This is a genomic window from Nocardioides caldifontis, assembly GCF_008087345.1.
Classification (GTDB): domain Bacteria; phylum Actinomycetota; class Actinomycetes; order Propionibacteriales; family Nocardioidaceae; genus Marmoricola_A; species Marmoricola_A caldifontis.
Window position 1 is genome coordinate 487,874 of record NZ_ML701736.1, and the last position, 21,657, is coordinate 509,530.

Consider the following 21,657-nt stretch of genomic DNA (forward strand, 5'->3'; position numbering starts at 1 on the left):
GCCGATCTGCCATGGCGCCGACGTGCCGCGCGCTGTCGGCGCGGGATGGTTGGATCGACCGCACGAGGACAGACGGGGGAGGGCGCGCACCGACGGCGCCGCTCGGTCCCCAGGACCCACAGGGAGGCAGGATGACCACCGCCACTCGCGACCGCGCGGCCGGCATGCCGGCGCACGCCGCTGACACCCACGACCTGATCAGGGTGGTGGGGGCGAGGGTCAACAACCTCAGGGACGTCAGCGTCGAGATCCCCAAGAGACGGCTCACCGTCTTCACCGGAGTGTCGGGGTCGGGGAAGAGCTCGCTGGTCTTCGGCACGATCGCCGCGGAGTCCCAGCGGCTGATCAACGAGACCTACAGCGCCTTCGTGCAAGGGTTCATGCCGACGCTGGCCCGTCCCGAGGTCGACGTCCTCGAGGGGCTGACGACGGCGATCATCGTCGACCAGGAGCGGATGGGCGCCAACCCACGGTCGACGGTCGGCACCGCCACCGACGTCAACGCGATGCTCCGGATCCTCTTCAGCAGGCTCGGGAAGCCGCACATCGGGCCGCCCAACGCCTTCTCGTTCAACGTGCCGTCCGTGCGCGCCAGCGGGGCGATCACCGTCGAGCGGGGCGGGAAGACGAAGGCCGAGAAGGCGACGTTCAACCGGCTCGGCGGGATGTGCCCGCGGTGCGAGGGGATGGGCGCGGTCAACGACTTCGACCTGTCCGCGTTGTACGACGACTCGAAGTCGCTCAACGAGGGCGCGCTGACCATCCCGGGCTACAGCATGGAGGGGTGGTACGGCCGCATCTACCGCGGCTGCGGCTGGTTCGACCCCGACAAGCCGATCAAGAAGTACACCAAGAAGGAGCTCCACGACCTCCTCTACAAGGAGGCCACCAAGATCAAGGTCGACGGGATCAACCTGACCTACCTGGGGCTGATCCCGCAGATCCAGAAGTCGTTCCTGTCCAAGGACGTCGAGGCGATGCAGCCGCACATCAGGGCGTTCGTCGAGCGGGCGGTGACGTTCACGACCTGTCCGGACTGCGAGGGCACGCGGCTCGCTCCCGAGGCGCGGTCGTCCAAGATCGACGGGAAGAACATCGCCGACGTGTGCGCGATGCAGATCAGCGACCTCGCGGAGTGGGTGCGCAGCCTCGACGAGCCGACGGTCGCGCCGTTGCTGAAGGCGTTGGGGGAGACGCTCGACTCGTTCGTCGACATCGGGCTGGGGTACCTTTCGCTGGACCGGCCGGCCGGGACGCTCTCCGGGGGTGAGGCGCAGCGGGCGAAGATGATCCGTCACCTCGGCTCGTCGCTCACCGACGTGACCTACGTCTTCGACGAGCCGTCGATCGGGTTGCACCCGCACGACATCGCGCGGATGAACGCCCTGCTGCTGCAGCTGCGCGACAAGGGCAACACCGTGCTCGTCGTGGAGCACAAGCCGGAGACGATCGCGATCGCCGACCACGTCGTCGACCTCGGCCCGGGCGCCGGCACCGACGGCGGACAGGTGGTCTTCGAGGGGACGGTCGACGAGCTCCGCGCCAGTGACACGTTGACCGGCCGGCACCTCGACGACCGGGCGAGGCTGAAGGAGTCGGTGCGGTCGGCGACCGGTGCGCTCGAGGTGCGGGGCGCGTCCACCCACAACCTGCGCGACGTGGACGTCGACGTCCCGCTCGGCGTGCTCTGCGTGGTCACCGGCGTGGCCGGCTCCGGCAAGAGCTCGCTGATCCACGGCTCCGTCGCGGGTCGTGACGGCGTGGTGGCGATCGACCAGAGCGCCATCAAGGGGTCGAGGCGGAGCAACCCGGCGACGTACACCGGACTGCTGGAGCCGATCCGCAAGGCGTTCGCCAAGGCAAACGGCGTGAAGCCGGCGTTGTTCAGCGCCAACTCCGAGGGCGCCTGTCCGACCTGCAACGGCGCCGGCGTCATCTACACCGACCTCGCGACGATGGCCGGCGTCGCGACCACCTGCGAGGACTGCGAGGGCAAGCGGTTCCAGCCGGCAGTGCTGGAGTACGAGCTCGGCGGCCGCGACATCAGCGAGGTGCTCGGGATGTCGGTGGCCGAGGCCGAAGAGTTCTTCTCCGACGGCGAGGCGCGGCTGCCGGCGGCGCACAAGATCCTCGACCGGCTGGCCGACGTCGGGCTGGGCTACCTCACGCTGGGCCAGCCGCTGACGACGCTGTCCGGGGGCGAGCGGCAGCGGCTCAAGCTGGCCACCCAGATGGCGGACAAGGGCGAGGTCTACATCCTCGACGAGCCGACGACCGGGCTGCACCTCGCCGACGTCGAGCAGCTGCTGGGGCTGCTGGACCGGCTCGTCGAGTCGGGCAAGTCGGTGATCGTCATCGAGCACCACCAGGCGGTCATGGCGCACGCCGACTGGATCATCGACCTCGGCCCGGGCGCCGGTCACGACGGCGGCCAGGTGGTCTTCGAGGGCACGCCGGCGGACCTCGTCGCAGCACGCTCGACGCTGACCGGCCAGCACCTCGCGGAGTACGTCGGCGCGTGAGCGGATGATCCGGGCGCGACGCGACGAGGACCTCGAGGTGCTGGTGGCGGTCCTGAGGTCCTCGTCCCATCCGCCGACGGCTCCTGACGGGCTCGAGGGGTGGCTCACCGAGCACGACCCCCTGCAGTCCTGGGTCTACGACATGGCGCCGATGCACGTGACGCCGACACGGAACGTCGTGGGTCACGTGCAGCTATGTCAACCGGACGACGCCTTGGCCACCCTGGTGCACGACCGGACCGGCACGCCGGTCGGGCAGCAGGTGGCCGTCGAGAAGCTGTTCGTGAGGCCGGACCGGCACGAGGCGGGGTTCGCACGCCAGCTGCTCAAGGCGGCCATCGATCAGGTGACGGAGCTCGGCAAGGTGCCGGTCGTCGACCTCGGCGAGAACCCGTCGCTGACGGTGGAGGCGTGCACGCGGCGTGGTCTGAAGGTCGTCAGCGAGGGGACGACGACAGTGCTGACGGGAGCTCGAACGGGGTCGAGAGGGGCTGGTCCCGCTCCTGAGTAGTTCGCCGATAAGGCACATTATGTCAACTGGTAGAGAGGCTGGTGCGGGTCGAGGCCCCGAGGCCCCTCCCCGGCGTCAGAGCCTCTCGAGGTTGGCCCGGACGAACTCCCTCATGTACGGGATCGTGAAGTCGACGTAGCCGCGACGGGTCGGCTCGATGATCCCGGCGACGATCAGCCGGCTGCGGTACCGCGACACGTACCCGTGGTCGCGCCCGAGCCGCTCGGCGACCTGCGCGATCGAGGACTCGCCGACGTCCTCGGCCATCGCCTTCACGAAGTCGCGGTCGACCTCGGAGAGGTCGTTCAGCGCCGGCTCGTGCACCGAGAAGCCGACCTCGCGGCGCGCCGCCCGGATCCCGGCCCGGACGTGCTCGACGGTGATCGACCGCGAACCCGGGTCCTGGCGCCACATCTGGTCACCGACGAGCTGGATCAGGAACGGGTAGCCGTACGTCGCCTCGGCCGCCGTACGCAGCGCTTCCTCGCCGATCCGGCGACCCGCCTGGGTGACCGGCACCCGGAGCGCCTCCTCCGAGGCGACCTCGCTGAGCGGCTCCAGCACGAACCGCCGCGCCCGCCGCAGGAACGTCGAGACGTCGGAGGTCAGCAGGTCCTGGACCGCGGCCGGCAGCCCGGCGGCCGCGAAGGCCAGCGGCCGCTCCTCCCGGAACGCGTGCTGGACCACCGCGCAGAGCTGCGCGACGTCGTCCCTCCCCTGACGGCTGTGCACCTCGTCGAGGGTGAGCAGCAGCCCGGTGCCGTGCGGCTCGAGCTGCTCGGTGATCGCGTTGAGCTGGGAGCGCAGGCCTCCTGGCCCCTCCGCCGGCGGGAGGTCGAACTCGATGCCGCCGAGGTTCGCCGGCAGGCTCACCCCGGAGATCCGTCGCCGCCGCGCGGGCCCCTGGCGCAGCTGCGCGGCGAGCTCCGGGAGCGCCTCCGTGGTCAGCCGGTCCAGCAACCCTCGCGTGGCGGTCTCCGAGACGACGAGCCAGCTGCGCTCCCGGGCCTGCGCCTCGGCCTCGTTGAGCATCACGGTCTTGCCGATGCCCCGGTTGCCGGTGAAGAGCGCAGCCCGCCCGGGGGCGCCGGGCCCGGAGTCCAGCGCGTCCCCGATCTCGGCGACGATGGCGTCCCGGCCGGCGATCAGCGGCGGGTTGGTGCCGAACGACGGACGGAAGGGGCTGCGCTTCACGATGCGACACCCCCTTCATCAAGTTTCATCATGCTAGCACATGTTCATCATCTTTCATCATTCTGTGACGGGAAGCGCCGGCTCGCCGCTCGCGGGGGTGAAGATGCGACGGCTCGGCGGTCAGGCGTTCTCGCGGCGGAAGACGGAGACGCCCCACCAGACCGCGGCGCCGAACAGCAGCACCGTCCAGCCCACTCCCCAGCCGAGCGTCGAGACGTCGTAGTCGCCGAAGAACGCGCCGCGGACGGCGTCGACCACGTGCCGGATCGGCATGAAGTCCGAGAGCCGGTCGAGCCAGTCGGCGCCGAAGCTCATCGGCAGCAGGATCCCGGAGAGCAGCAGCACCGGCATCATCACGAGGTTGATCACCGGGGCCATCACGTCCTCGCTCTTCACCGTCAGGGCGAAGGCGTTCGACGCCGCGGCGCAAGCACCGCCGAGCAGCAGCGTGAGGACCACCCCGAGCAAGATGCCGGCGAGGTTGAAGTCCATTCCCAGGGCCAGCCCGAGCACCACCAGGATCACCGCCTGGACGAAGAGCTGGAGCAGGTCGCGGTAGAGCCGGCCGAACAGCAGCGCCGCCCGGCTGGCCGGCGTGACGCGTTCGGCTTCGATGACCCCTTCGCGCCACTCGCCGATCAGGCTGAAGCCGGCGAAGAACGCACCGAAGATGCCGAGCTGGACGAGCATGCCGGGGACGAACCAGGTGTACTTGTTGCCGCCCAGCTGGCTGATCACCGGCTCGAGCAGCGGCCCGAAGAGCAGCAGGTAGAGCACCGGCTGGAGCATCCCGATGATCACCCATGCGGGGTTGCGCAGGTTCATCCGCAGCTGGCGGTTGAAGACGATGAGACTCTCGCGCACGAAGGTGCTCACGCGGGCACTCCTTCCGGCTCGGGGGCAGCCTCGGCAGCGGCCTCCGCGTCACGCAGCGTCCGGCCGGTGAGCGAGAGGAACACGTCGTCGAGGGTGGGGCGGGCGACCTCGATCGACTCGAGGGTCACGCCGGACGCCTCGAGCTCCCGCAGGAGCCCCGGCACCGCGCGGCCCGCGCGCCCGACGCGGCCGCTGACGCTCCTCCCCTGCACCTCGAGGTCGGCCGAGATGGACCCGAGCTTGTCGCGCGCGGTCGCCACCTGGTCGTCGGTGGCCACCTCTAGCGTCACCAGGTCGCCGGCCACCTGCGCCTTCAAGTTGTCGGCGGTGTCGGAGGCGACGATCCGCCCCTTGTCGATGATCACGATCCGATCCGCCAGCGCGTCGGCCTCGTCGAGGTAGTGCGTGGTCAGGAAGACCGTCGCTCCCTGCTCGCCCCTCAGCCGCTGGATGTGGCCCCACAGGTTCGCACGCGCCTGCGGGTCCAGCCCGGTCGTCGGCTCGTCGAGGAAGATCAGCGACGGCCGGTGGATCAGCCCCATGACGATGTCGAGCCGTCTTTTTTGTCCGCCCGACATGTTCTTGGGCATCCGCCGCCAGAGGCCGTCTAGCTGCAGCTGCTCGAAGAGCCGCTGCCCCTCCCTGGTGGCGTCTTTGCGGGACATCCCGTAGAGCATCCCGTGGTCGACGACCTCGTCGCCGGCGTACGCACCGGAGAAGGTCGAACCGACCTGGGAGCAGTAGCCGATGCTCCGGCGCACCTGCACCGGCTGGGTCGCGACGTCGTACCCCGCGACCGTGGCGGTGCCCGCCGTCGGCTTCAGCAGCGTGGTGAGGATCCGCAGCGTGGTGGTCTTCCCGGCGCCGTTCGGGCCGAGGAACCCGACGATCTCGCCCTCGGCGACGTCGAGGTCGACGCCGTCGACGGCGGTCACGGAGGTCCTGGTCCTCCCCTGCCGGGTCTCGAAGGTCTGCACGAGTCCGCGTGCAGTGATCATGGGCGGCTCCCTGTGTCGCGCGTGCACCACCGGCGAGGATGGCCACGGCGGACCGCGAGGGTCAACCGGGTTTGCCGGCAGCAGGGAGTCTGACGCCGCCCACCGACAGAACTCATCGGCCGGGGCCGATGTGCCTCTCAGCCGGTGAAGATCATGCAGCTGCTGGTCGCGTGCGCCACGAGCTTCCCGGCCTCGTCCTTGACCTCCGCCTGCGCCAGCGCCGTGCGCCGGCCGCGCTGGATGACCGTGCCCTCGCAGGTGAGGAGACCGGAATCGAGGGTGACCGGGCGGAGGAACTTCACGTTGAGGTCCAGCGAGGTGTAGCCCTCCCCCGGCGCCAGCGTCGAGTGCACCGCGCAGGCCGCGGCCGTGTCGAGCAGCGACGACAGCACGCCTCCGTGCACCGACCCGAGCGGGTTGTAGTGGAACTCCTGCGCGCGCATCGTCACCACCACGCGCCCGGCCTCGGGGCGGAAGTCCTCGAAGTCGAGGGTGTCCATGATCGGCGGCCGCGGCAGCTCGCCCGCCACCGTCGCCTGCAGCTGCGCCAGCCCGTCGAGCCCGGCGATCTTCGACAGGTCGGTCTGGCCGGGCGAGACCCACTCCACCGTGCGGGAGCGCGTCGCGAACGTGGGGCTGTCGGACAACGGCTGGGTCTGGGTCATGGACGCAGCCTGCCACCGCTTGCTGGGTCTGTCAACGAGACCTAGCCTGGTGTCATGACCGCGACCGCCCCCGAGGCCCTCGACTACGCCGTCGACAACTGCACGATCGGCCGTGCCATGGCGGTCCTCGGCGAGCGGTGGACCCTGGTCGTCCTCCGCGAGGTCTTCAACGGCATCCGCCGGTTCGACGACATGCAGCAGCACGCCGGCATCCCTCGTCAGGTGCTCACCGACCGGCTGGCCCGGCTCGTCGAGCACGACGTGCTCCGGAGGGAGCCCTACCGGCTGCCGGGCGAGCGGACCCGCCACGAGTACCGGCTGACCCCCAAGGGGTTCGACCTCTACCCCGTCATGGTCGCCCTCGCGGCCTGGGGCGACCGCTACCTCGCCGACCCGGACGGCCCGCCGGTCACCTTCCACCACGTCGGGTGCGGCGCCCCCGTCCGGGTCCGGCTGCACTGCGACGACGACCACCACGTCGAGGAGGTGCGCCAGGTCGCCCCTCGACCGGGGCCCGGTGCGCACCGCCGCGGGCCGGCTCAGAGCTGACCGACGAGCTTGTCCGGGGTGACCGGGAGGTCGCGGACCCGCACCCCCGTCGCGTGGAAGACCGCGTTGACCACGGCCGCCGGCGAGCCGACGATGCCGATCTCGCCGATCCCGCGCGAACCCATCGGCGTGGCCACCGTGTCCGCCTCGTCGAGCCACTCGGCCTCGAGCCGCTGCACGTCCGCGTGCGCCGCGACGTGGTAGGTCGCGAGGTCCTGCGTGACGGTGTGGCCGAAGCGGGGGTCACGCCACCCTTCCTCGAAGAGCGCCGCCGAGAGCCCCATCGTGAGGCCACCGAGGAGCTGCGACCGCGCGGTCGTCGGGTTGACCACCCGCCCGACCGAGTAGACGCCGAGGAGCCGGGGCACGCGCACCTCGCCCGTCCAGCGGTGCACCCGCGCCTCGGCGAAGACCGCCCCGAAGGAGTGCATCGCGTAGCGCTCCTTCTCGGGGTTCTCCTCCGCCGCCGCGGTGGTGACCGCGCCCACCTCGGGCGCCTCGCCGTGCTCCTCCCGGAAGGCCTGCGCCGCGGCGACGATCGCCGACCCCCACGAGCTGGTCCCGGACGAACCGCCGGCAACCGAGGCGGACGGCAGGTCCGAGTCACCGATCCGCAGGACCACCGCCTCCGTCGGGCACCCCAGCGCGTCCGCGGCGATCTGGGTGAGCACGGTCCAGGCGCCGGTGCCGATGTCGACCGCCCCGATCGAGACCGCGAGGCGACCGCCGTGCAGGGCCTCGACCCGGCAGGTGTTCCCGGGCATCGCCATCATCGGGTAGCTCGACGCCGCGACCCCGGTGCCGACCCACCACTCCCCCTCCTGCCGGCTGCGTGGCTCCGACGGCCGGTCCGCCCAGCCGAACCGCTCGGCGCCGCGCCGCAGGCACTCGACGAGCCGGCGGTCGTGGAACGGCTTGCCGGTGTCCGGGTCGATCTCCGGCTCGTTCCGCTCGCGCAGCGTGACAGGGTCGAGGCCGCACCGCACGGCCAGGTCGTCGATGGCGACCTCCTGTGCGTAGGCCCCGGGCATCTCGCCCGGCGCACGCATCCAGGACGGCACCGCCACGTCGAGCATCGCGAGCCGGTGGGAGGTCCGCCGGTTCGGGCCGGCGTACATCATCCGGGTCGGCGACGCGGTCTGCTCGGCGTACTCCTTGAGCCTCGACGTCTGCTCGACCACCCGGTGCTCGAGCGCCTGCAGCCGCCCCTCGTCGTCGGCGCCGAGCCGGAAGTGGGAGAAGGTCGCGGTGCGGTAGCCGGTGAGCGAGAACATCTGCTGGCGGGTGACGGCGAGCTTCACCGCGCGGCCAGGAAGCGCGCGGGCGGTCAGCGCGACCGCCATCTCGGGCGCGTGCGGGACCCCCTTGCTGCCGAAGCCGCCGCCGACGTTCGGCGCGAGCACCCGCACCTGCTCCGGCTCCAGGCCGAGCATCGGCGCGAAGGCGGAGCGGACGCCGTGCACGCCCTGGGTGGAGTCGTACATGGTCAGCCGCGAGCCGCCGCCGGGGTCGTCCTCCCACACGGCCATCGCGGCGTGCGGCTCCATCGGGTTGTTGTGCTCGAAGGGGGTCCGGTAGGTCTCCTCGACCAGCACCTCCGCGGCGGCGATCGCCGCGTCGACGTCGCCCTCCTCGGTGTCGGTCGGCATCGACGGGTTCACCGAGTCCGGCTTGTACGTCGGGGTGGAGTCGGTGAGCTCGGCGGAGAACGGCTCCTCGGCGTACGTCACGTCGACGAGCGCGGCTCCCTCGCGGGCGGCCTCCAGGGACTCGGCGGCGACCACCGCGACGATCTCGTTGCGGAACGACACCCGCGGCGTCTGGAGCACCAGCAGCTCGGGCTCGTCGTCTCCCTGGAGCCGCGGCGCGTTGGTGTGGTCGACGACGTGCACGACGCCGGGGTGGGCCAGCGCCCGCGACGCGTCGACCGACTCGATCCGCCCCTTGGCGATCCGCGAGGTCACCAGCCACAGGTGGAGCAGCGGCAGCTCGCGGCCGAGGAGCTCGCCGAGGTCGTGCTCGACGGCGTACGGCGCGGTGCCGGTGACCTTCGCCCGGCCGTCGACGCGGACGTGCTCGCGACCCACGGACCGCACGTCGATCGGCCGGGTGGGCCGCTGCTGCGGCTCGTCGCTCATCGTCCACCTCCCGCGAGCCGGCCGAGCACCAGGGCGGTCGCGCCGCGGACCATCGGCACCTTGAACGCCGTGCCGGGCGACGTCTCGGCCTGCTCGAGCTCCGCGTCCGCGGCGGCGAGGACCGCCTCCTCGCTGAACCGCTCGCCGCGGAGCGCCTCCTCGGCCCGGAGCGCGCGCCACGGCTTGTGCGCGACACCGCCCCACACGATGCGCACGTCGCGCACGACGTCGCCGTCGAGCTCCAGCCCGGCGGCGACCGAGGCGAGCGCGAAGGCGTAGCTCGCGCGGTCCCGCGCCTTGTAGTACGTCGACCGCTGGGCCACCGGCGAGGCCGGGAGCTCGACCGCCGTGATCAGCTCGCCGTGCTCGAGGACGGTGTCCTTCTCGGGGGCGTCGCCGGGCAGCCGGTGGAGCTCGGCGACCGGGAGGCGCCGCTCGCCGGCCGGCCCGTCCGTGACCACCGAGGCGTCGACGGCGGCGAGGGCCACCGCCAGGTCCGAGGGGTGCACGGTGACGCACTCCGGTGAGGCGCCGAGGACCGCGTTGTAGCGGGCGAACCCCTCGACCGCCGAGCAGCCGGAGCCGGGCTCACGCTTGTTGCACGGGGTCGAGACGTCCTGGAAGTAGACGCACCGCGTCCGCTGCAGGAGGTTGCCGCCGGTCGTCGCCTGGTGGCGGATCTGCGCCGAGGCGGCGGAGACCAGCGCCCGGGCCACGGCGGGGAACTCGCGCCGCACGACCGGGTGCGCGGCCAGGTCGCTGTTGCGCACGTTGGCGCCGACCCTCAGGACGGTCCCGCCGCCGACGTCGGCCACCTCCACGTCGTGCAGCGGCAGACCGCGGACGTCGACGAGGAGCCCCGGCCGGGCGACCCCGAGCTTGAGGTGGTCGACGAGGTTGGTGCCGCCGGCGAGGAACCGCGCGTCCGGGTCGTCGGCGACCGCGCGGACGGCGGTGGCGACGTCGTCCGGGCGCAGGTAGTCGAAGGGCCTCACGCCTCGCCCCCGCTCGCGACGCACTCGCGGACCGCGGCGAGGATCCCGACGTAGGCGCCGCACCGGCAGAGGTTCCCGCTCATCCGCTCACGCAGCTCGTCGTCGTCCGGGTCGACCTCGGCGTCAAGGTCCTCGGTGACGTGGCTGGGGTGGCCCTCGCGGAGCTCGTCGAGCATCCCGACGGCCGAGCAGACCTGGCCCGGCGTGCAGTAGCCGCACTGGAAGGCGTCGTTGCGGAGGAACGCGTCGGCCACCGGGTGCAGCCCGTCGGCGTGCCCCTCCCCGAGCCCGGCGGCGGTGACGACCTCTGCCCCGTCGTACGACACGGCGAGGGCGAGGCAGGTCAGGTGGCGCCGACCGTCGAGCAGCACCGTGCAGGAACCGCACTGTCCGTGGTCGCACCCCTTCTTCGGCGCGGTGTTGCCGAGCCGCTCGCGCAGGAGGTCCAGCACGGTCGTGCGGACGTCGACGTCGAGGGTGTGGTCGACGCCGTCGACGCGGAACGACACGGTCGGCACGGGCGGCACCCTCCGTCGGCTGGTGGCTGGGGTTGGTGGCTGGGGTTGCTCCACCTATGACCGCGGTGTCCCGGGGTCAAACCCCGGCTAGGGCTGGCTGAGCCGCTCCGCCTCGGCGTGCGGGTCGTCCACCCCGCGGAAGGTCTTGATGCTCCACACGATCAGCCCGAGCGCGACCAGCCCCGACGCGACGAGGGTGACGCCGGTCGGCCAGCCGCCGATGAGCCACCACGAGTCCCTCACCGGCCACCACCCGGGAGCCTCGGGCCGCAGGATCCAGAGCACCCCCATGGCGACGAGCCCGAGCGCGAAGACCGTGGACATCACGATGCGGGGCACGGTCTGCACACCGTCCGCGGCCGCCTTCTTGGCCCGGATCTCGACGGGGCGCATCCGTCGCTCGGCCCACTCGTACTGCTGGGACAGGATCGCCAGCCCACCGGCGAGCATCAGCAGCCCCGGCCCCGGGAGGACCAGCGCGGCGATGCCCGCGACCACCAGCACCCAACCCGCGACCTCGACGGCGACCCGCTTCGCTGCGTTGCGCACGACCGGCCTCAGCGCTTCCGGTCGCGCCGCACACGGCGACGCAGCTGGAGGATCCGGAGGGTGCCGGCGGCCACGACGATCAGCGCCCCGGCGGCGGTGGCGATCAGCAGCGCGGCGGCCAGCGGCGCTCGGACGTCACCGCCGAAGAAGGAGATCGTCACCTCCTGGGTGTTCTGCAGCACGAAGACCGCGAGCAGCACGAGCAGCAGGGCGAGCGCCGCGACCGCGACCCAGATGCCGCTGGTGCGGGAGCCGCGGAGCGGGTCCTCGGCCGGGCGTCGCTGCTGCGGGGTCGTGGCCGGCTCCGCGGGCTCTGTGCCCTCTCCCGGGACGGCCGGCGTCTCCGGTCCGGGCGTGGTCTCGCTCATCGCTGCTCCTGTCGGTCCGGGGCCGAACCTACAGCGCACGAGGTGCCGGCGGTGGTCCCAGGACCCCGTGCCGTGCCGTTGGTCCGTCCCGTCAGCGGACCACCTCGACGGTGATCGGGGTCCCCACCGCGACCGTGCGGCCGACCGTGCAGATCCGGTCGCGCGAGCGGCGTACGGCCTCGGGGAGCGCCTCGCGGGCCTCGTCGCCGGACTCGCCCTCCGGGAACTCCGCGGTGATCCGCAGCGTGATGTCCACGAGGCGGTTGCCGTGCTCGTCGCGGATCTTCCGTGCGCTGACGTCGACGTCGAGCCGCTCCGCCTCGGCCCGCTTGGCGGTGATGTAGTCGACGTCGATCGCGTTGCACCCCGCGATCGCCGCGAGGAGCAGCTCCACGGGCGAGAACGCCTCGTCGTCCCCCTCGCCGAACTCCAGCTCGCCGCCGCGCGGGTTGCGCGCGACGTAGCGCGCCTTGCGGAGCCGCTCGAGGGAGATGGTGCGCAGGTCGTCGCTCATCCGGCCACTCTGGCACGGTGCCGGGAAGGGCCGGTGGGTGGCCGGTGACGCGCCGGGGTGTCCCCCACCGGCGAACTACGCTGGCACGGTGACCCTGTCCACCCGTCGGGCCCGGCGCCCGGGCCCCAGCGTCCGCGTCCGCGTCAAGGAGTACGCCGAGGGCCGGAGCCGTCGTCGCGAGGACCGGCTGGCCACGGAGGAGCCCCTCGAGGTGCGGCTCGCGTGGCCCGGCCACCCCGCGGAGCGCGTCGCGGTGACCATGCGGACACCCGGCCACGACTTCGAGCTGGCCGTCGGGCTGCTGCACGCGGAGGGGGTCGTCGTGCCCTCGGCGCTCGACACCGTCGCCTACTGCACCGACGTGCAGCTCGCGCCCGAGCAGGAGTTCAACGTCGTGACGGTGACGCTGGACGCGCCGCCGCCCCGGCTGCCGGGCGGCCGCGGCGCGACCGTGACGGCCGCGGCGTCGGCGTGCGGGGTCTGCGGTGCCGACAGCATCGACGAGGTGGTCGCGCTCGGCTCGGTGGTGACACCGGCGGGCGAGGCCGCGCCGCTGCCGCCCGAGCTGCTCACGGCGCTCCCCGCCCGGATGCGCGAGGCGCAGCGGGTCTTCGACTCCACGGGCGGGCTGCACGCCGCCGCGCTCTTCGACGGGTCGGGCGAGCTGCTCCTGCTGCGCGAGGACGTCGGTCGGCACAACGCCGTCGACAAGGTGGTCGGGGCCCGGGTCCTGGCCGGGAAGCCCCCCGCGGTGCCCCTGATGTGCGTCAGTGGGCGCATCGGCTTCGAGATCGTGCAGAAGGCCGTCGCCGCGGGCGTGGGGGTGGTCGCCGCGATCGGCGCCCCCTCGTCGCTCGCCGTGCAGCTCGCCGAGGGAGCCGGGCTCGGCGTGGTCGGCTTCCTGTCCGCGAAGCGCTTCGTCGTCTACGCGGGCGGGGACCGGATCGCCGGCTGAGCGGCTTCCCACACCCGTCCTCCGGCGTGTGCGACGAGAACTGTCGGCGCCCTTTCCTACGGTCCTGGTGTGCGCATCCTCCACACCTCCGACTGGCACCTCGGCCGCTCCTTCCACGGGGTCGGGCTGATCGAGGCGCAGGCGGCGTTCGTCGACCACCTGGTCGACACGGTCGTCGCCGAGCGCGTCGACCTGGTGCTGGTGGCCGGTGACGTCTTCGACCGGGCGCTGCCGCCGGTCGACGCGGTGGAGCTCGCCGGGGAGGCGCTGGCCCGGCTCGCCTCGACCGGTGTGCGCACCGTCGTCACCAGCGGCAACCACGACTCGCCCGTCCGGCTGGGCGCCAACGCCCGGCTGGCGGACGCCGCCGGCGTCCACCTGCGCACCCGCTGGCAGGAGGTGGGCACCCCCGTCCTCGTCGAGGACCGGCACGGCGTGGTCGCCGTCCACGGCCTCCCCTACCTCGAGCCCGACGCCGTGCGCCAGCCGTGGAGGCTGCCGGCGCGGACCCATGAGGCCGCCCTGGCCGCCGCGATGGCGCGGGTGGGTGCCGACGGCGAGCGGCGCGGGGGCCGCACGGTCGTGATGGCGCACGCCTTCGTCGCCGGCTCGCCCGAGGCCGCCTCGACGATGGCCTGCGACAGCGAGCGCGACATCTCCGTCGGCGGGCTCCAGATCGCGCCGACCTCGCTGTTCACCGGCGTCTCCTACGCCGCGCTCGGCCACCTGCACGGCGCCCGGGCGCTCACCGACACGGTTCGCTACAGCGGTTCGCCGCTCGCCTACTCGTTCTCCGAGGAGGGGCACATCAAGGGCTCCTGGCTGGTCGAGCTCGGCGCGGCCAGGGTCGAGGAGTGCACCTTCGTCCCCGCCCCGGTGCCCCGCCGTCCGCTCCGGCTGCGGGGCAGGCTCGACGACCTGCTGCACGACCCGGCCCACGCCGCGCACGAGGGGTGCTGGCTGGCGGTGACGCTGACCGACCCGGTGCGTCCGACGGCCGCGATGGAGCGGCTGCGCGCCCGGTTCCCCCACGTGCTCGCGCTCTACTTCGACCCTGAGGGCGCCCCGGTGAGCCGCGGCCCCGTGGCCCCCCACGTCACGGGCCGCAGCGACCTCGACGTCGCGCTCGGCTTCGTCGAGGAGGTGCGCTCGCTGGAGGCGACCACGGAGGAGGAGCTGCTCCTCCAGCTGGCCTGCGACTCCTGCCGGCTCGGCGAGGACCGCGACGCCGACGGAGGCTTCGACGTCCCGTCCCCCCGCGAGGCGGCCGGCTGATGCGGTTCCACCACCTCGCCGTCACCGCGTTCGGCCCGTTCGCGACCACCCAGACCGTCGACTTCGACGAGCTGGGCGAGGCCGGCATCTTCCTGCTCACCGGCCCCGCCGGCGCCGGCAAGACGAGCATCCTCGACGCCGTCTGCTTCGCCCTCTACGGCATCGTGCCCGGGGTCCGCGAGACCCGGTCGCTGCGCTCGCACCACGCCGCCGAGGGCGTCCGCCCCGAGGTGGTGCTCGAGGTGACGATCGGGGCGCGCCGGCTCCGGGTCCGGCGCTCGCCCGAGTGGCACCGCCCGAAGAAGCGGGGCACCGGGACGACCCGGGAGCACGCCTCGGCGACGCTGGTCGAGCTGGTCGACGGCGAGGAGCGGCTGCTCTCGTCCCGCATCGCCGAGGTCGGCCACGAGCTCGGCCTCGCGCTGGGCATGAGCTCGGAGCAGTTCATGCAGGTCGTGATGTTGCCGCAGGGGCAGTTCCAGACCTTCCTCCACGCCTCGTCCGACGAGCGCCAGGCGGTGCTCCAGCGGCTCTTCCGCACCGAGCGGTTCAGCCGGGTCGAGGAGTGGATGCGCGACCACAGCCGCGAGCTCGGACGGCGCGCGGAGGAGCTCGAGGACCAGGTGCGCCGGCTGCTCGCCGCGCTGCAGCACCGTGCGGGCTCGCCGCTGCCCGACCCCCTCTGCGGCTCCCGGCTGGGAGACTGCGCTCCGGTCGCCCGGCGGTGGGCCTCCTCCGAGGTCGAGCGCGCCACCACCGCGGCGACGCGAGCAGCACGGGTCCGGTCCGACGCCGAGCGCGCGCTGGAGGTCGCCGCGGTCGCCGAGCGGGAGGGCCACCAGGCGGTCGCCGCGCACGAGCGGCGGCTGGCCGCGAGCCGCCGGCTGGCCGAGCTCGAGGAGTCCGCCGCCGACGCCGAGCAGATCCGGCTCCGGCTCGATCGCCACGACCGCGCGGGGCGCGTCGAGCCGCTGCTCGCCCCTCTGGCCGCCGCCCGTCAGGCCGTCGCGTCGGCACGGCGCCACCACGCGGCTGCCGTCGACCGGGCGGCACGCGGCATCCCTCCAGCGCTCCTCCCACCCGGCTCCGACCACGAGTGGGACCGCGCAGCCGCCGCGGGGCTCCGCGACCGGTGGGACGACGACATCGACCGGCTCCGGGCGCTGGCCCCGCAGGAGGAGGCGCTCGTCGTCCTCGACGAGAGCACCACCCGGGCCCGCGCCGCGCTGGCCGAGATGGACGCCGAGCTGTGCCGTCGCACGGAACGCCTCGCCCGGCTCCCCGAGGAGGAGCGGCTCGTCGCCTCCGAGCTGCTGCGTGCCGAGGCCGACGCCGCCGACCACGACGGGGCCCGGTCGCGGCTCGCCGACGCCGAGGAGCAGCTCGCCGCTGCCGAACGGCTGGTGCCGGCACGCAGCTCTCACGAGCGGCTGCTCGAGCGCTGGCAGGCCGCACGAGGGGCCGCGCAGGACGCGCGCGCCCACCACCTCGACCTCGTCGACCGTCGGCTCAGCGGCATCGCTGCCGAGCTGGCGGGCCAGCTCGTCGACGGCTCGCCCTGCGCCGTCTGCGGCTCCGAGGAGCACCCCCGGCCAGCGCCCCCGCGCGAGGACGCGGTCACCCTCGCCGAGCAGCAGGCCGCGGAGGAGGAGCACCGCCGGCTGGCGCAGCGGGCCGACCAGCTCCACGACCAGCTCACGCGCGCCGCCGCCGAGGTGCAGCGGCTGGAGCTCGCCGCGCGCGGGCTCGCCGTCGAAGCGGCACGCGACCGGGTCGCCGAGGCCTGCGCCGCGGTGGAGCGTGCCGACGCCGCTGCGGAGCGGCTCCCCGCACTGCGGCAGCAGGGGGACGCCGTCGCCGCCGAGCGCCAGGAGCTCGAGGAGCGGCTCGCCGCGCTCCGGGCGGCCATCGGCGAGCGCGAGACCCGGCTCGCGGTCGAGGAGGAGCGTCGCGCGGTCGCCGCGGCGGCGGTCGAGGAGGCCCTGTCCGGCCGGGCCGCGACGATCGACGAGCTGGTCACCTCCATGGAGCGCGCGCGCTCGCTGCTGGACGCAGCCGTGGAGTCCGCCGACCGGCTGACGGCCGACGAGGAGCGGCTCGCCGCAGCCGCGGAGCAGGCCGACGCCCTCGCCACCTCGCTCGGGTTCGGCTCGGCACGGGAGGCGGAGGAAGCCCTGCTCCCCGACGACGAGCACCAGCACCTCTCCGCCCTCCTCCAGGAGCGCGAACAGGTCCGGGCCGCTGCGGACGCCGTCCTCGGCGAGGTCGACGACCCCGGCGCCGGCACCGTAGATCGCCACCGCGACCAGGTGGACGCGCTCGCCCGGGCACGGGCGGCCCACGATGCCGCCGCCGCCGAGGCAGCCACGGCGGCCGACCGTGCGGCCGCGGTCGCCCGGCTCGCCGACGCGTTGGAGTCCGCGCTCGCCACCTGGGAGCCGGTCCGCGCCGAGCACGCCACCGCCGACGGACTGGCCAGGCTGGTGCGCGGCACCGGCGGCGACAACCAGCTCCAGATGCGGCTGTCGTCCTACGTGCTCGCCACCCGGCTCGACCAGGTGCTCGACGCCGCCAACGAGCGGCTGGCCACGATGCGCGACCAGCGCTACACGTTGCGCCGCACCGGAAACGCCCGCGGCGGGAGCCGCGCCGGGCTCGGCCTCGAGGTGCTCGACGCGTGGACCGGCGAGCCCCGCGCGCCGCAGACGCTGTCGGGCGGCGAGACCTTCGTGGTCTCGCTCGCCCTCGCGCTCGGGCTCGCCGACGTGGTGGTGCACGAGTCCGGCGGGCTCCGCGTCGACACCCTCTTCATCGACGAAGGGTTCGGCATGCTCGACCCCGACACCCTCGACGAGGTGATGGACCGGATCGACGCGCTGCGCGCGGGCGGCCGGGTCGTCGGCGTCGTCAGCCACGTCCCCGAGCTGCGCAGCCGCATCCCAGCCCAGCTCCACGTCGAGAAGGGGCGCCACGGCTCCACGCTCGCGGTGCGTACGCTCGTCACATGAGCCCTCGCCGTGCCCGGGAGGACGCGGACGGTGCGGACGACGACCAGGTGCGCGCGCTCGCGGTGATCGACATCGACGGGGTCGTCGCCGACGTCCGCCACCGGCTGAAGCACCTCGAGAAGCGGCCCAAGGACTGGAAGGCGTTCTTCGGCGCCGCCCTGCAGGACCCGCCCCTGCGCACCGGGCTCGACACCGTCGCCCAGCTCGCCACCGTCTACGAGATCGTCTACCTCTCCGGCCGGCCCGAGCACTGCCGCCGCGACACGGTGGAGTGGTTCGCCCGCCACGGGCTCCCCGAGGGCGAGCTCCACCTCCGCCCGTCCAACGACTTCCGGCCGGCCCGCCAGTTCAAGGTCCAGGTGCTCCGCCGGCTGAGCCGCCGCGCCCCGGTGGCGGTGCTGGTCGACGACGACGAGGCCGTGCTCGCCTCCGCCCGGGAGGCCGGGTTCGACGTCCTCCCGGCGACGTGGATGGGCGACGCTCCCGTGCTCCAACAGGCGCAGGAGGACGAGGGGCGCACCTGACCGCCAACCTCGTGCCGGGAGGTTAGGGTCGCGACCGTGCACGACATCGACCCTGGCTTCACCGCTCTCCCCTACCGTGCGCTCGCCGACGCCGCCCTCGACCGGGCCCGGGCGTTGGGGGTCCAGCACGCCGACTTCCGGTTCGAACGGGTGCGTTACCAGGACGTGCGGGCGCGGGACGGCCGGTTGCAGGGGGCCGCGGAGAGCGAGGACCTCGGCTTCGCCGTACGCGTGGTGCACCGGGGGGCCTGGGGGTTCGCCGCCGGTGTGCTCCTCGACCCCGCCGAGGCGGTCCGGGTCGCCGAGACCGCCGTGGCCACCGCCGAGGTCGCCGCGGCGATGACCACCTCACCGGTGGAGCTCGCGCCGGAACCGGTGCACGCCGACGCGACCTGGGTCTCCGCCTACGACGTCGACCCGTTCACCGTGCCCCTCGACGACAAGGCCGCGCTGCTCACCGGCTGGACCGGCGACCTGCTCGGCGACGCCCGCGTCGACCACGCCGCGGCGACGGTGCAGGTGATCCTCGAGAACAAGTACTACGCCGACCTCGCCGGCACCTCGACCACCCAGCAGCGCGTGCGGCTCCACCCGGAGGTCGAGGTCTACGGCAGCGACGAGCGGCGCGGCACCATCGACTCGATGCGGACCGTCGCGCCGCCGGTCGGGCGCGGGTGGGAGTACCTCACCGGCTCCGTCCACGACTGGGCGGGCGAGCTCGCCGAGCTCGCCCCGCTGCTCGAGGAGAAGCTGGCGGCACCATCGGTGGAGGCCGGCCGCTACGACCTCGTGATCGACCCCAGCAACCTCTGGCTGACCATCCACGAGTCGATCGGCCACGCCACCGAGCTCGACCGCGCGCTCGGCTACGAGGCGAACTACGCAGGGACCTCCTTCGCGACGATCGACAAGCTCGGCGACCTGAAGTACGGCTCGCGGCTGATGCACGTCACCGGCGACCGCACCGTCGAGCACGGGCTCGCCACCATCGGGTACGACGACGAGGGCGTGGCCGGCCAGAGCTGGGACCTCGTCAAGGACGGCGTCCTCGTGGGCTACCAGCTCGACCGCTCGATGGCCGCGCTCCACCCCGAGCTCAACGGCGGCCGCTCCAACGGGTGCGCCTACGCCGACTCCCCCGGCCACATCCCGATCCAGCGGATGGCGAACGTCTCCCTGCAGCCCCTTGCCGACGGGCCGTCCACCGACGAGCTGATCGGCGGGGTCGACCGGGGCATCTACGTCGTCGGTGACCGGTCGTGGTCGATCGACATGCAGCGCTACAACTTCCAGTTCACCGGCCAGCGGTTCTACCGCATCGAGGGCGGCCGGCTCGCCGGCCAGCTCCGCGACGTCGCCTACCAGGCGACCACGACGGAGTTCTGGGGGTCGATGGTCGGCGTCGGCGGGCCGGACACCTACGTGCTCGGCGGCGCCTTCAACTGCGGCAAGGCCCAGCCCGGGCAGGTGGCCGCCGTCTCCCACGGCTGCCCGTCCGCCCTGTTCACCAATGTCAACGTGCTCAACACCGCGGCCGAGACCGCGCTCTGACCGGGAGCCCTGATGCCCGCACACACCCCCCAGGACCTCGTCGAGCACGCCCTCCGCAGCAGCCGCAGCGACCAGTGCGTCGCGGTGGTCACCGCCGGCCACAGCGCCAACCTGCGGTGGGCGGGCAACACCCTGACCACCAACGGCGTGATGCACCGCGTCGGCGTCACGGTCGTCGCCTTCCACCACCGCCCCGACGGCGTGGCCACCGCGTCGGTGTCCGGCGCCGCGACCACCCCCGAGCAGGTCGAGCAGCTGACCGCGGCCGCCGACGGGGCCGCCGCCCGGGCCCAGGTCGCCCCGGACGCGGCACCGCTGGTCGAGGGTGCGGCGGCCGCCGACTGGGACGAGCCGCCCGGGGAGACCTCCATCGCCGTCTACGCCGACCTTGCCCGGGGGCTCGGCGATGCCTTCCGCCGGGCTGACGCCTCGGGGCGGGTGCTCTACGGCTTCGTCGACCACGACGTGACCACGACCTACCTGGGCTCCACCACCGGCCTGCGGCTGCGCCACACCCAGCCGACCGGTCACTGGGGGTGCACCGGGAAGACCGCCGACCTCTCCGCGAGCGCCTGGGTCGGTGGCGCCACCCGCGACTTCGCCGACGTCGAGGCTGCGCGGATCGACGCCGAGCTCGAGCGACGGCTGGCCTGGTCCGCACGGACCGTCGAGCTCCCCGCCGGCCGTTACGACACCGTGCTGCCACCGGCCGCGGTCGCCGACCTGATGATCTACGCCTACTGGTCGGCGTCGGCCCGGCAGGCCCATGACGGCCAGTCGGTCTTCGGCCGGCCCGGCGGTGGCACCCGGATCGGCGACCAGCTGTCACGCCGCCCGGTGACGCTGTTCAGCGACCCGACCCCCGAGGGCTACCCGTCGATCGCGGCCGCCCCGTTCACCGTCGTCGGGTCGAGCGGCGACGCGGCCAGCGTCTTCGACAACGGGTACCCGCTGCGGCGTACCGACTGGGTGAGGGACGGCGTCCTCGAGGCGCTGGTGCAGACCCGCGAGACCGCGGGGATGACCGGCCAGCCCCTCACGCCGTACGTCGACAACCTGGTCGTCGAGGTGGACGGCGCCTCGGGCTCGGTCTACGACCTGGTGGCCGGCACCGAGCACGGGCTGCTCGTCACCTGCCTGTACTACATCCGCGAGGTCGACCCGCAGACGCTGCTGCTGACCGGGCTGACCCGGGACGGCGTCTACCTCGTCGAGGGCGGCGAGGTGACCGCGGCGGTCAACAACTTCCGGTTCAACGAGAGCCCGGTCGAGCTGCTCGACCGGTTCACCGAGGCGTCGGCGACCGTACCGTCGTTCTCGCGCGAGTGGGGCGACGAGTGGCCGCGGACCGCGACCCCGGCGCTGCGCGTGCCCGACTTCAACATGTCGACGGTCAGCCAGGCTCTCTGACGCCGCCGAACGGGAAGCGGCGCACGAGCCGCCACGGCCCGCCCTCGTAGCGCCAGACCGCGACCCCGGTCGCCGTCACGGTCGTCGGCGCGAACCGCTCGCGGAGCGTCGCGAGCGTGGTCAGCGCGAGCTCGCGGTCCGCCTTGTTCTGCACGGTGACGTGCGCCCGGAACGGTTGGGAGTCCTGCCGGGTCAGGTGCTCCGCCCACTCCACCGCGAGCTCGCCGCGCATCGCGTCCAGCTCCTCGGAACGCAGCCGGTAGGCGGCACCGCCGCCGAGGTCGAGGATCCCCTCGACCCGCACCGGGAACGGCTCCCGCGCGGCCACCTCCCCCACCCGGCGTACGACGTCGTCGAGCAACGCTCCCGGCAGCGCGTGGAAGAGCGTGACGTGCGCCCCCACCACCGTGCGTCCGGGCGGGAAGAGCTCCTCCCGCTCGCGGTCGAACCGCTGCTGGGCCTGGTCGTCAAGCAGCAGCGTCACCACGAGGGGCGGCTCGACGCGCCACGAGGGGCGGTTCAACACCGACTGACGCG

At 73.4% G+C, this 21,657-nt stretch carries 20 protein-coding genes; 9 read left to right on the forward strand and 11 right to left on the reverse strand.

What is annotated here, in order from left to right:
• Window positions 1–131: 131 nt before the first annotated feature.
• Both FIP57_RS05155 and FIP57_RS05160 read left to right on the forward strand, forming a co-directional pair.
• Window positions 132–2,522: an ATP-binding cassette domain-containing protein gene (locus FIP57_RS05155; RefSeq protein ID WP_148572420.1), complete on the forward strand. Its 2,391-nt coding sequence runs from the start codon at window positions 132–134 to the stop codon at window positions 2,520–2,522.
• A gap of 4 nt (window positions 2,523–2,526) precedes the next feature.
• Entirely contained in the window at window positions 2,527–3,033 is a 507-nt protein-coding gene (locus FIP57_RS05160; RefSeq protein WP_148572421.1) for a GNAT family N-acetyltransferase, read from the forward strand.
• A gap of 75 nt (window positions 3,034–3,108) precedes the next feature.
• Here the strand turns inward: FIP57_RS05160 and FIP57_RS05165 are convergent, their stop codons facing one another.
• The 4 genes from FIP57_RS05165 to FIP57_RS05180 form a co-directional block, all read right to left on the reverse strand.
• Window positions 3,109–4,227, reverse strand: coding sequence for an ATP-binding protein (locus tag FIP57_RS05165; protein ID WP_148572422.1), 1,119 nt, complete (start codon window positions 4,225–4,227; stop codon window positions 3,109–3,111).
• Between the two features lie 120 nt (window positions 4,228–4,347).
• Entirely contained in the window at window positions 4,348–5,103 is a 756-nt protein-coding gene (locus FIP57_RS05170) for an ABC transporter permease (RefSeq protein ID WP_148572423.1), read from the reverse strand.
• On the reverse strand, window positions 5,100–6,101 hold the full coding sequence (locus FIP57_RS05175; protein ID WP_148572424.1) for an ATP-binding cassette domain-containing protein: 1,002 nt from the start codon (window positions 6,099–6,101) through the stop codon (window positions 5,100–5,102). Before FIP57_RS05175 ends, FIP57_RS05170 begins: the two co-directional genes overlap by 4 nt.
• Window positions 6,102–6,238: 137 nt before the next feature.
• The gene (locus FIP57_RS05180) at window positions 6,239–6,766 is read right to left on the reverse strand and encodes a PaaI family thioesterase (RefSeq protein WP_148572425.1); all 528 of its coding nucleotides are present in this window, start codon (window positions 6,764–6,766) and stop codon (window positions 6,239–6,241) included.
• 54 nt (window positions 6,767–6,820) lie between these two features.
• Between FIP57_RS05180 and FIP57_RS05185 the strand changes: the two genes are divergently transcribed.
• Window positions 6,821–7,315: a winged helix-turn-helix transcriptional regulator gene (locus FIP57_RS05185; protein ID WP_148572426.1), complete on the forward strand. Its 495-nt coding sequence runs from the start codon at window positions 6,821–6,823 to the stop codon at window positions 7,313–7,315.
• On the opposite strand, the gene FIP57_RS05190 is transcribed toward FIP57_RS05185, so the two are convergent.
• From FIP57_RS05190 to FIP57_RS05215, 6 genes are all read right to left on the reverse strand, one after another.
• On the reverse strand, window positions 7,306–9,453 hold the full coding sequence (locus FIP57_RS05190) for a xanthine dehydrogenase family protein molybdopterin-binding subunit (protein ID WP_148572427.1): 2,148 nt from the start codon (window positions 9,451–9,453) through the stop codon (window positions 7,306–7,308). The two genes, FIP57_RS05185 and FIP57_RS05190, sit on opposite strands and share 10 nt — an antisense overlap.
• On the reverse strand, window positions 9,450–10,448 hold the full coding sequence (locus tag FIP57_RS05195; protein WP_148572428.1) for an FAD binding domain-containing protein: 999 nt from the start codon (window positions 10,446–10,448) through the stop codon (window positions 9,450–9,452). The genes FIP57_RS05190 and FIP57_RS05195 overlap by 4 nt, the downstream gene beginning before the upstream one ends.
• Window positions 10,445–10,966 (reverse strand): 2Fe-2S iron-sulfur cluster-binding protein, encoded by a 522-nt coding sequence (locus FIP57_RS05200; RefSeq protein WP_148572429.1) that lies wholly within the window; start codon window positions 10,964–10,966, stop codon window positions 10,445–10,447. The genes FIP57_RS05195 and FIP57_RS05200 overlap by 4 nt, the downstream gene beginning before the upstream one ends.
• An 87-nt stretch (window positions 10,967–11,053) precedes the next feature.
• A complete protein-coding gene (locus FIP57_RS05205; RefSeq protein WP_148572430.1) occupies window positions 11,054–11,515 on the reverse strand; it encodes a PGPGW domain-containing protein in 462 nt (153 codons plus the stop codon).
• 8 nt (window positions 11,516–11,523) lie between these two features.
• On the reverse strand, window positions 11,524–11,883 hold the full coding sequence (locus FIP57_RS05210; protein ID WP_148572431.1) for a lipopolysaccharide assembly protein LapA domain-containing protein: 360 nt from the start codon (window positions 11,881–11,883) through the stop codon (window positions 11,524–11,526).
• Between the two features lie 91 nt (window positions 11,884–11,974).
• Window positions 11,975–12,397: an OsmC family protein gene (locus FIP57_RS05215; RefSeq protein ID WP_148572432.1), complete on the reverse strand. Its 423-nt coding sequence runs from the start codon at window positions 12,395–12,397 to the stop codon at window positions 11,975–11,977.
• An 88-nt stretch (window positions 12,398–12,485) separates the two neighbouring features.
• Between FIP57_RS05215 and FIP57_RS05220 the strand changes: the two genes are divergently transcribed.
• The 6 genes from FIP57_RS05220 to FIP57_RS05245 all read left to right on the forward strand — a co-directional run bounded on the left by FIP57_RS05220 (window position 12,486) and on the right by FIP57_RS05245 (window position 21,120).
• Window positions 12,486–13,352 carry a formate dehydrogenase accessory sulfurtransferase FdhD gene (locus FIP57_RS05220; protein WP_238993291.1) on the forward strand — a complete coding sequence of 289 codons (867 nt, stop codon included), beginning with the start codon at window positions 12,486–12,488 and terminating at the stop codon, window positions 13,350–13,352.
• Window positions 13,353–13,421: 69 nt separating this feature from the next.
• On the forward strand, window positions 13,422–14,627 hold the full coding sequence (locus tag FIP57_RS05225) for an exonuclease SbcCD subunit D (protein WP_148572434.1): 1,206 nt from the start codon (window positions 13,422–13,424) through the stop codon (window positions 14,625–14,627).
• Window positions 14,627–17,635 carry an AAA family ATPase gene (locus FIP57_RS05230; protein WP_148572435.1) on the forward strand — a complete coding sequence of 1,003 codons (3,009 nt, stop codon included), beginning with the start codon at window positions 14,627–14,629 and terminating at the stop codon, window positions 17,633–17,635. The genes FIP57_RS05225 and FIP57_RS05230 overlap by 1 nt, the downstream gene beginning before the upstream one ends.
• On the forward strand, window positions 17,632–18,159 hold the full coding sequence (locus FIP57_RS05235; protein ID WP_148572436.1) for a phosphatase domain-containing protein: 528 nt from the start codon (window positions 17,632–17,634) through the stop codon (window positions 18,157–18,159). Before FIP57_RS05230 ends, FIP57_RS05235 begins: the two co-directional genes overlap by 4 nt.
• Before the next feature lie 36 nt (window positions 18,160–18,195).
• The gene (locus FIP57_RS05240) at window positions 18,196–19,710 is read left to right on the forward strand and encodes a TldD/PmbA family protein (RefSeq protein ID WP_148572437.1); all 1,515 of its coding nucleotides are present in this window, start codon (window positions 18,196–18,198) and stop codon (window positions 19,708–19,710) included.
• Between the two features lie 12 nt (window positions 19,711–19,722).
• Entirely contained in the window at window positions 19,723–21,120 is a 1,398-nt protein-coding gene (locus FIP57_RS05245) for a metallopeptidase TldD-related protein (protein WP_148572438.1), read from the forward strand.
• On the opposite strand, the gene FIP57_RS05250 is transcribed toward FIP57_RS05245, so the two are convergent.
• Entirely contained in the window at window positions 21,104–21,646 is a 543-nt protein-coding gene (locus FIP57_RS05250) for a 2'-5' RNA ligase family protein (protein WP_203231063.1), read from the reverse strand. The two genes, FIP57_RS05245 and FIP57_RS05250, sit on opposite strands and share 17 nt — an antisense overlap.
• Window positions 21,647–21,657 lie beyond the last annotated feature (11 nt).

Excerpts from the sequence above, each read along its gene's own strand:
- FIP57_RS05175 (WP_148572424.1), bottom strand. The coding sequence starts at position 6,101 with ATGATCACTGCACGCGGACTCGTGCAGACCTTCGAGACCCGGCAGGGG.
- FIP57_RS05185 (WP_148572426.1), top strand. The coding sequence starts at position 6,821 with ATGACCGCGACCGCCCCCGAGGCCCTCGACTACGCCGTCGACAACTGC.
- FIP57_RS05235 (WP_148572436.1), top strand. The coding sequence starts at position 17,632 with ATGAGCCCTCGCCGTGCCCGGGAGGACGCGGACGGTGCGGACGACGAC.
- FIP57_RS05245 (WP_148572438.1), top strand. The coding sequence starts at position 19,723 with ATGCCCGCACACACCCCCCAGGACCTCGTCGAGCACGCCCTCCGCAGC.
- FIP57_RS05180 (WP_148572425.1), bottom strand. The coding sequence starts at position 6,766 with ATGACCCAGACCCAGCCGTTGTCCGACAGCCCCACGTTCGCGACGCGC.
- FIP57_RS05215 (WP_148572432.1), bottom strand. The coding sequence starts at position 12,397 with ATGAGCGACGACCTGCGCACCATCTCCCTCGAGCGGCTCCGCAAGGCG.
- FIP57_RS05230 (WP_148572435.1), top strand. The coding sequence starts at position 14,627 with ATGCGGTTCCACCACCTCGCCGTCACCGCGTTCGGCCCGTTCGCGACC.
- FIP57_RS05160 (WP_148572421.1), top strand. The coding sequence starts at position 2,527 with ATGATCCGGGCGCGACGCGACGAGGACCTCGAGGTGCTGGTGGCGGTC.
- FIP57_RS05155 (WP_148572420.1), top strand. The coding sequence starts at position 132 with ATGACCACCGCCACTCGCGACCGCGCGGCCGGCATGCCGGCGCACGCC.
- FIP57_RS05210 (WP_148572431.1), bottom strand. The coding sequence starts at position 11,883 with ATGAGCGAGACCACGCCCGGACCGGAGACGCCGGCCGTCCCGGGAGAG.
- FIP57_RS05190 (WP_148572427.1), bottom strand. The coding sequence starts at position 9,453 with ATGAGCGACGAGCCGCAGCAGCGGCCCACCCGGCCGATCGACGTGCGG.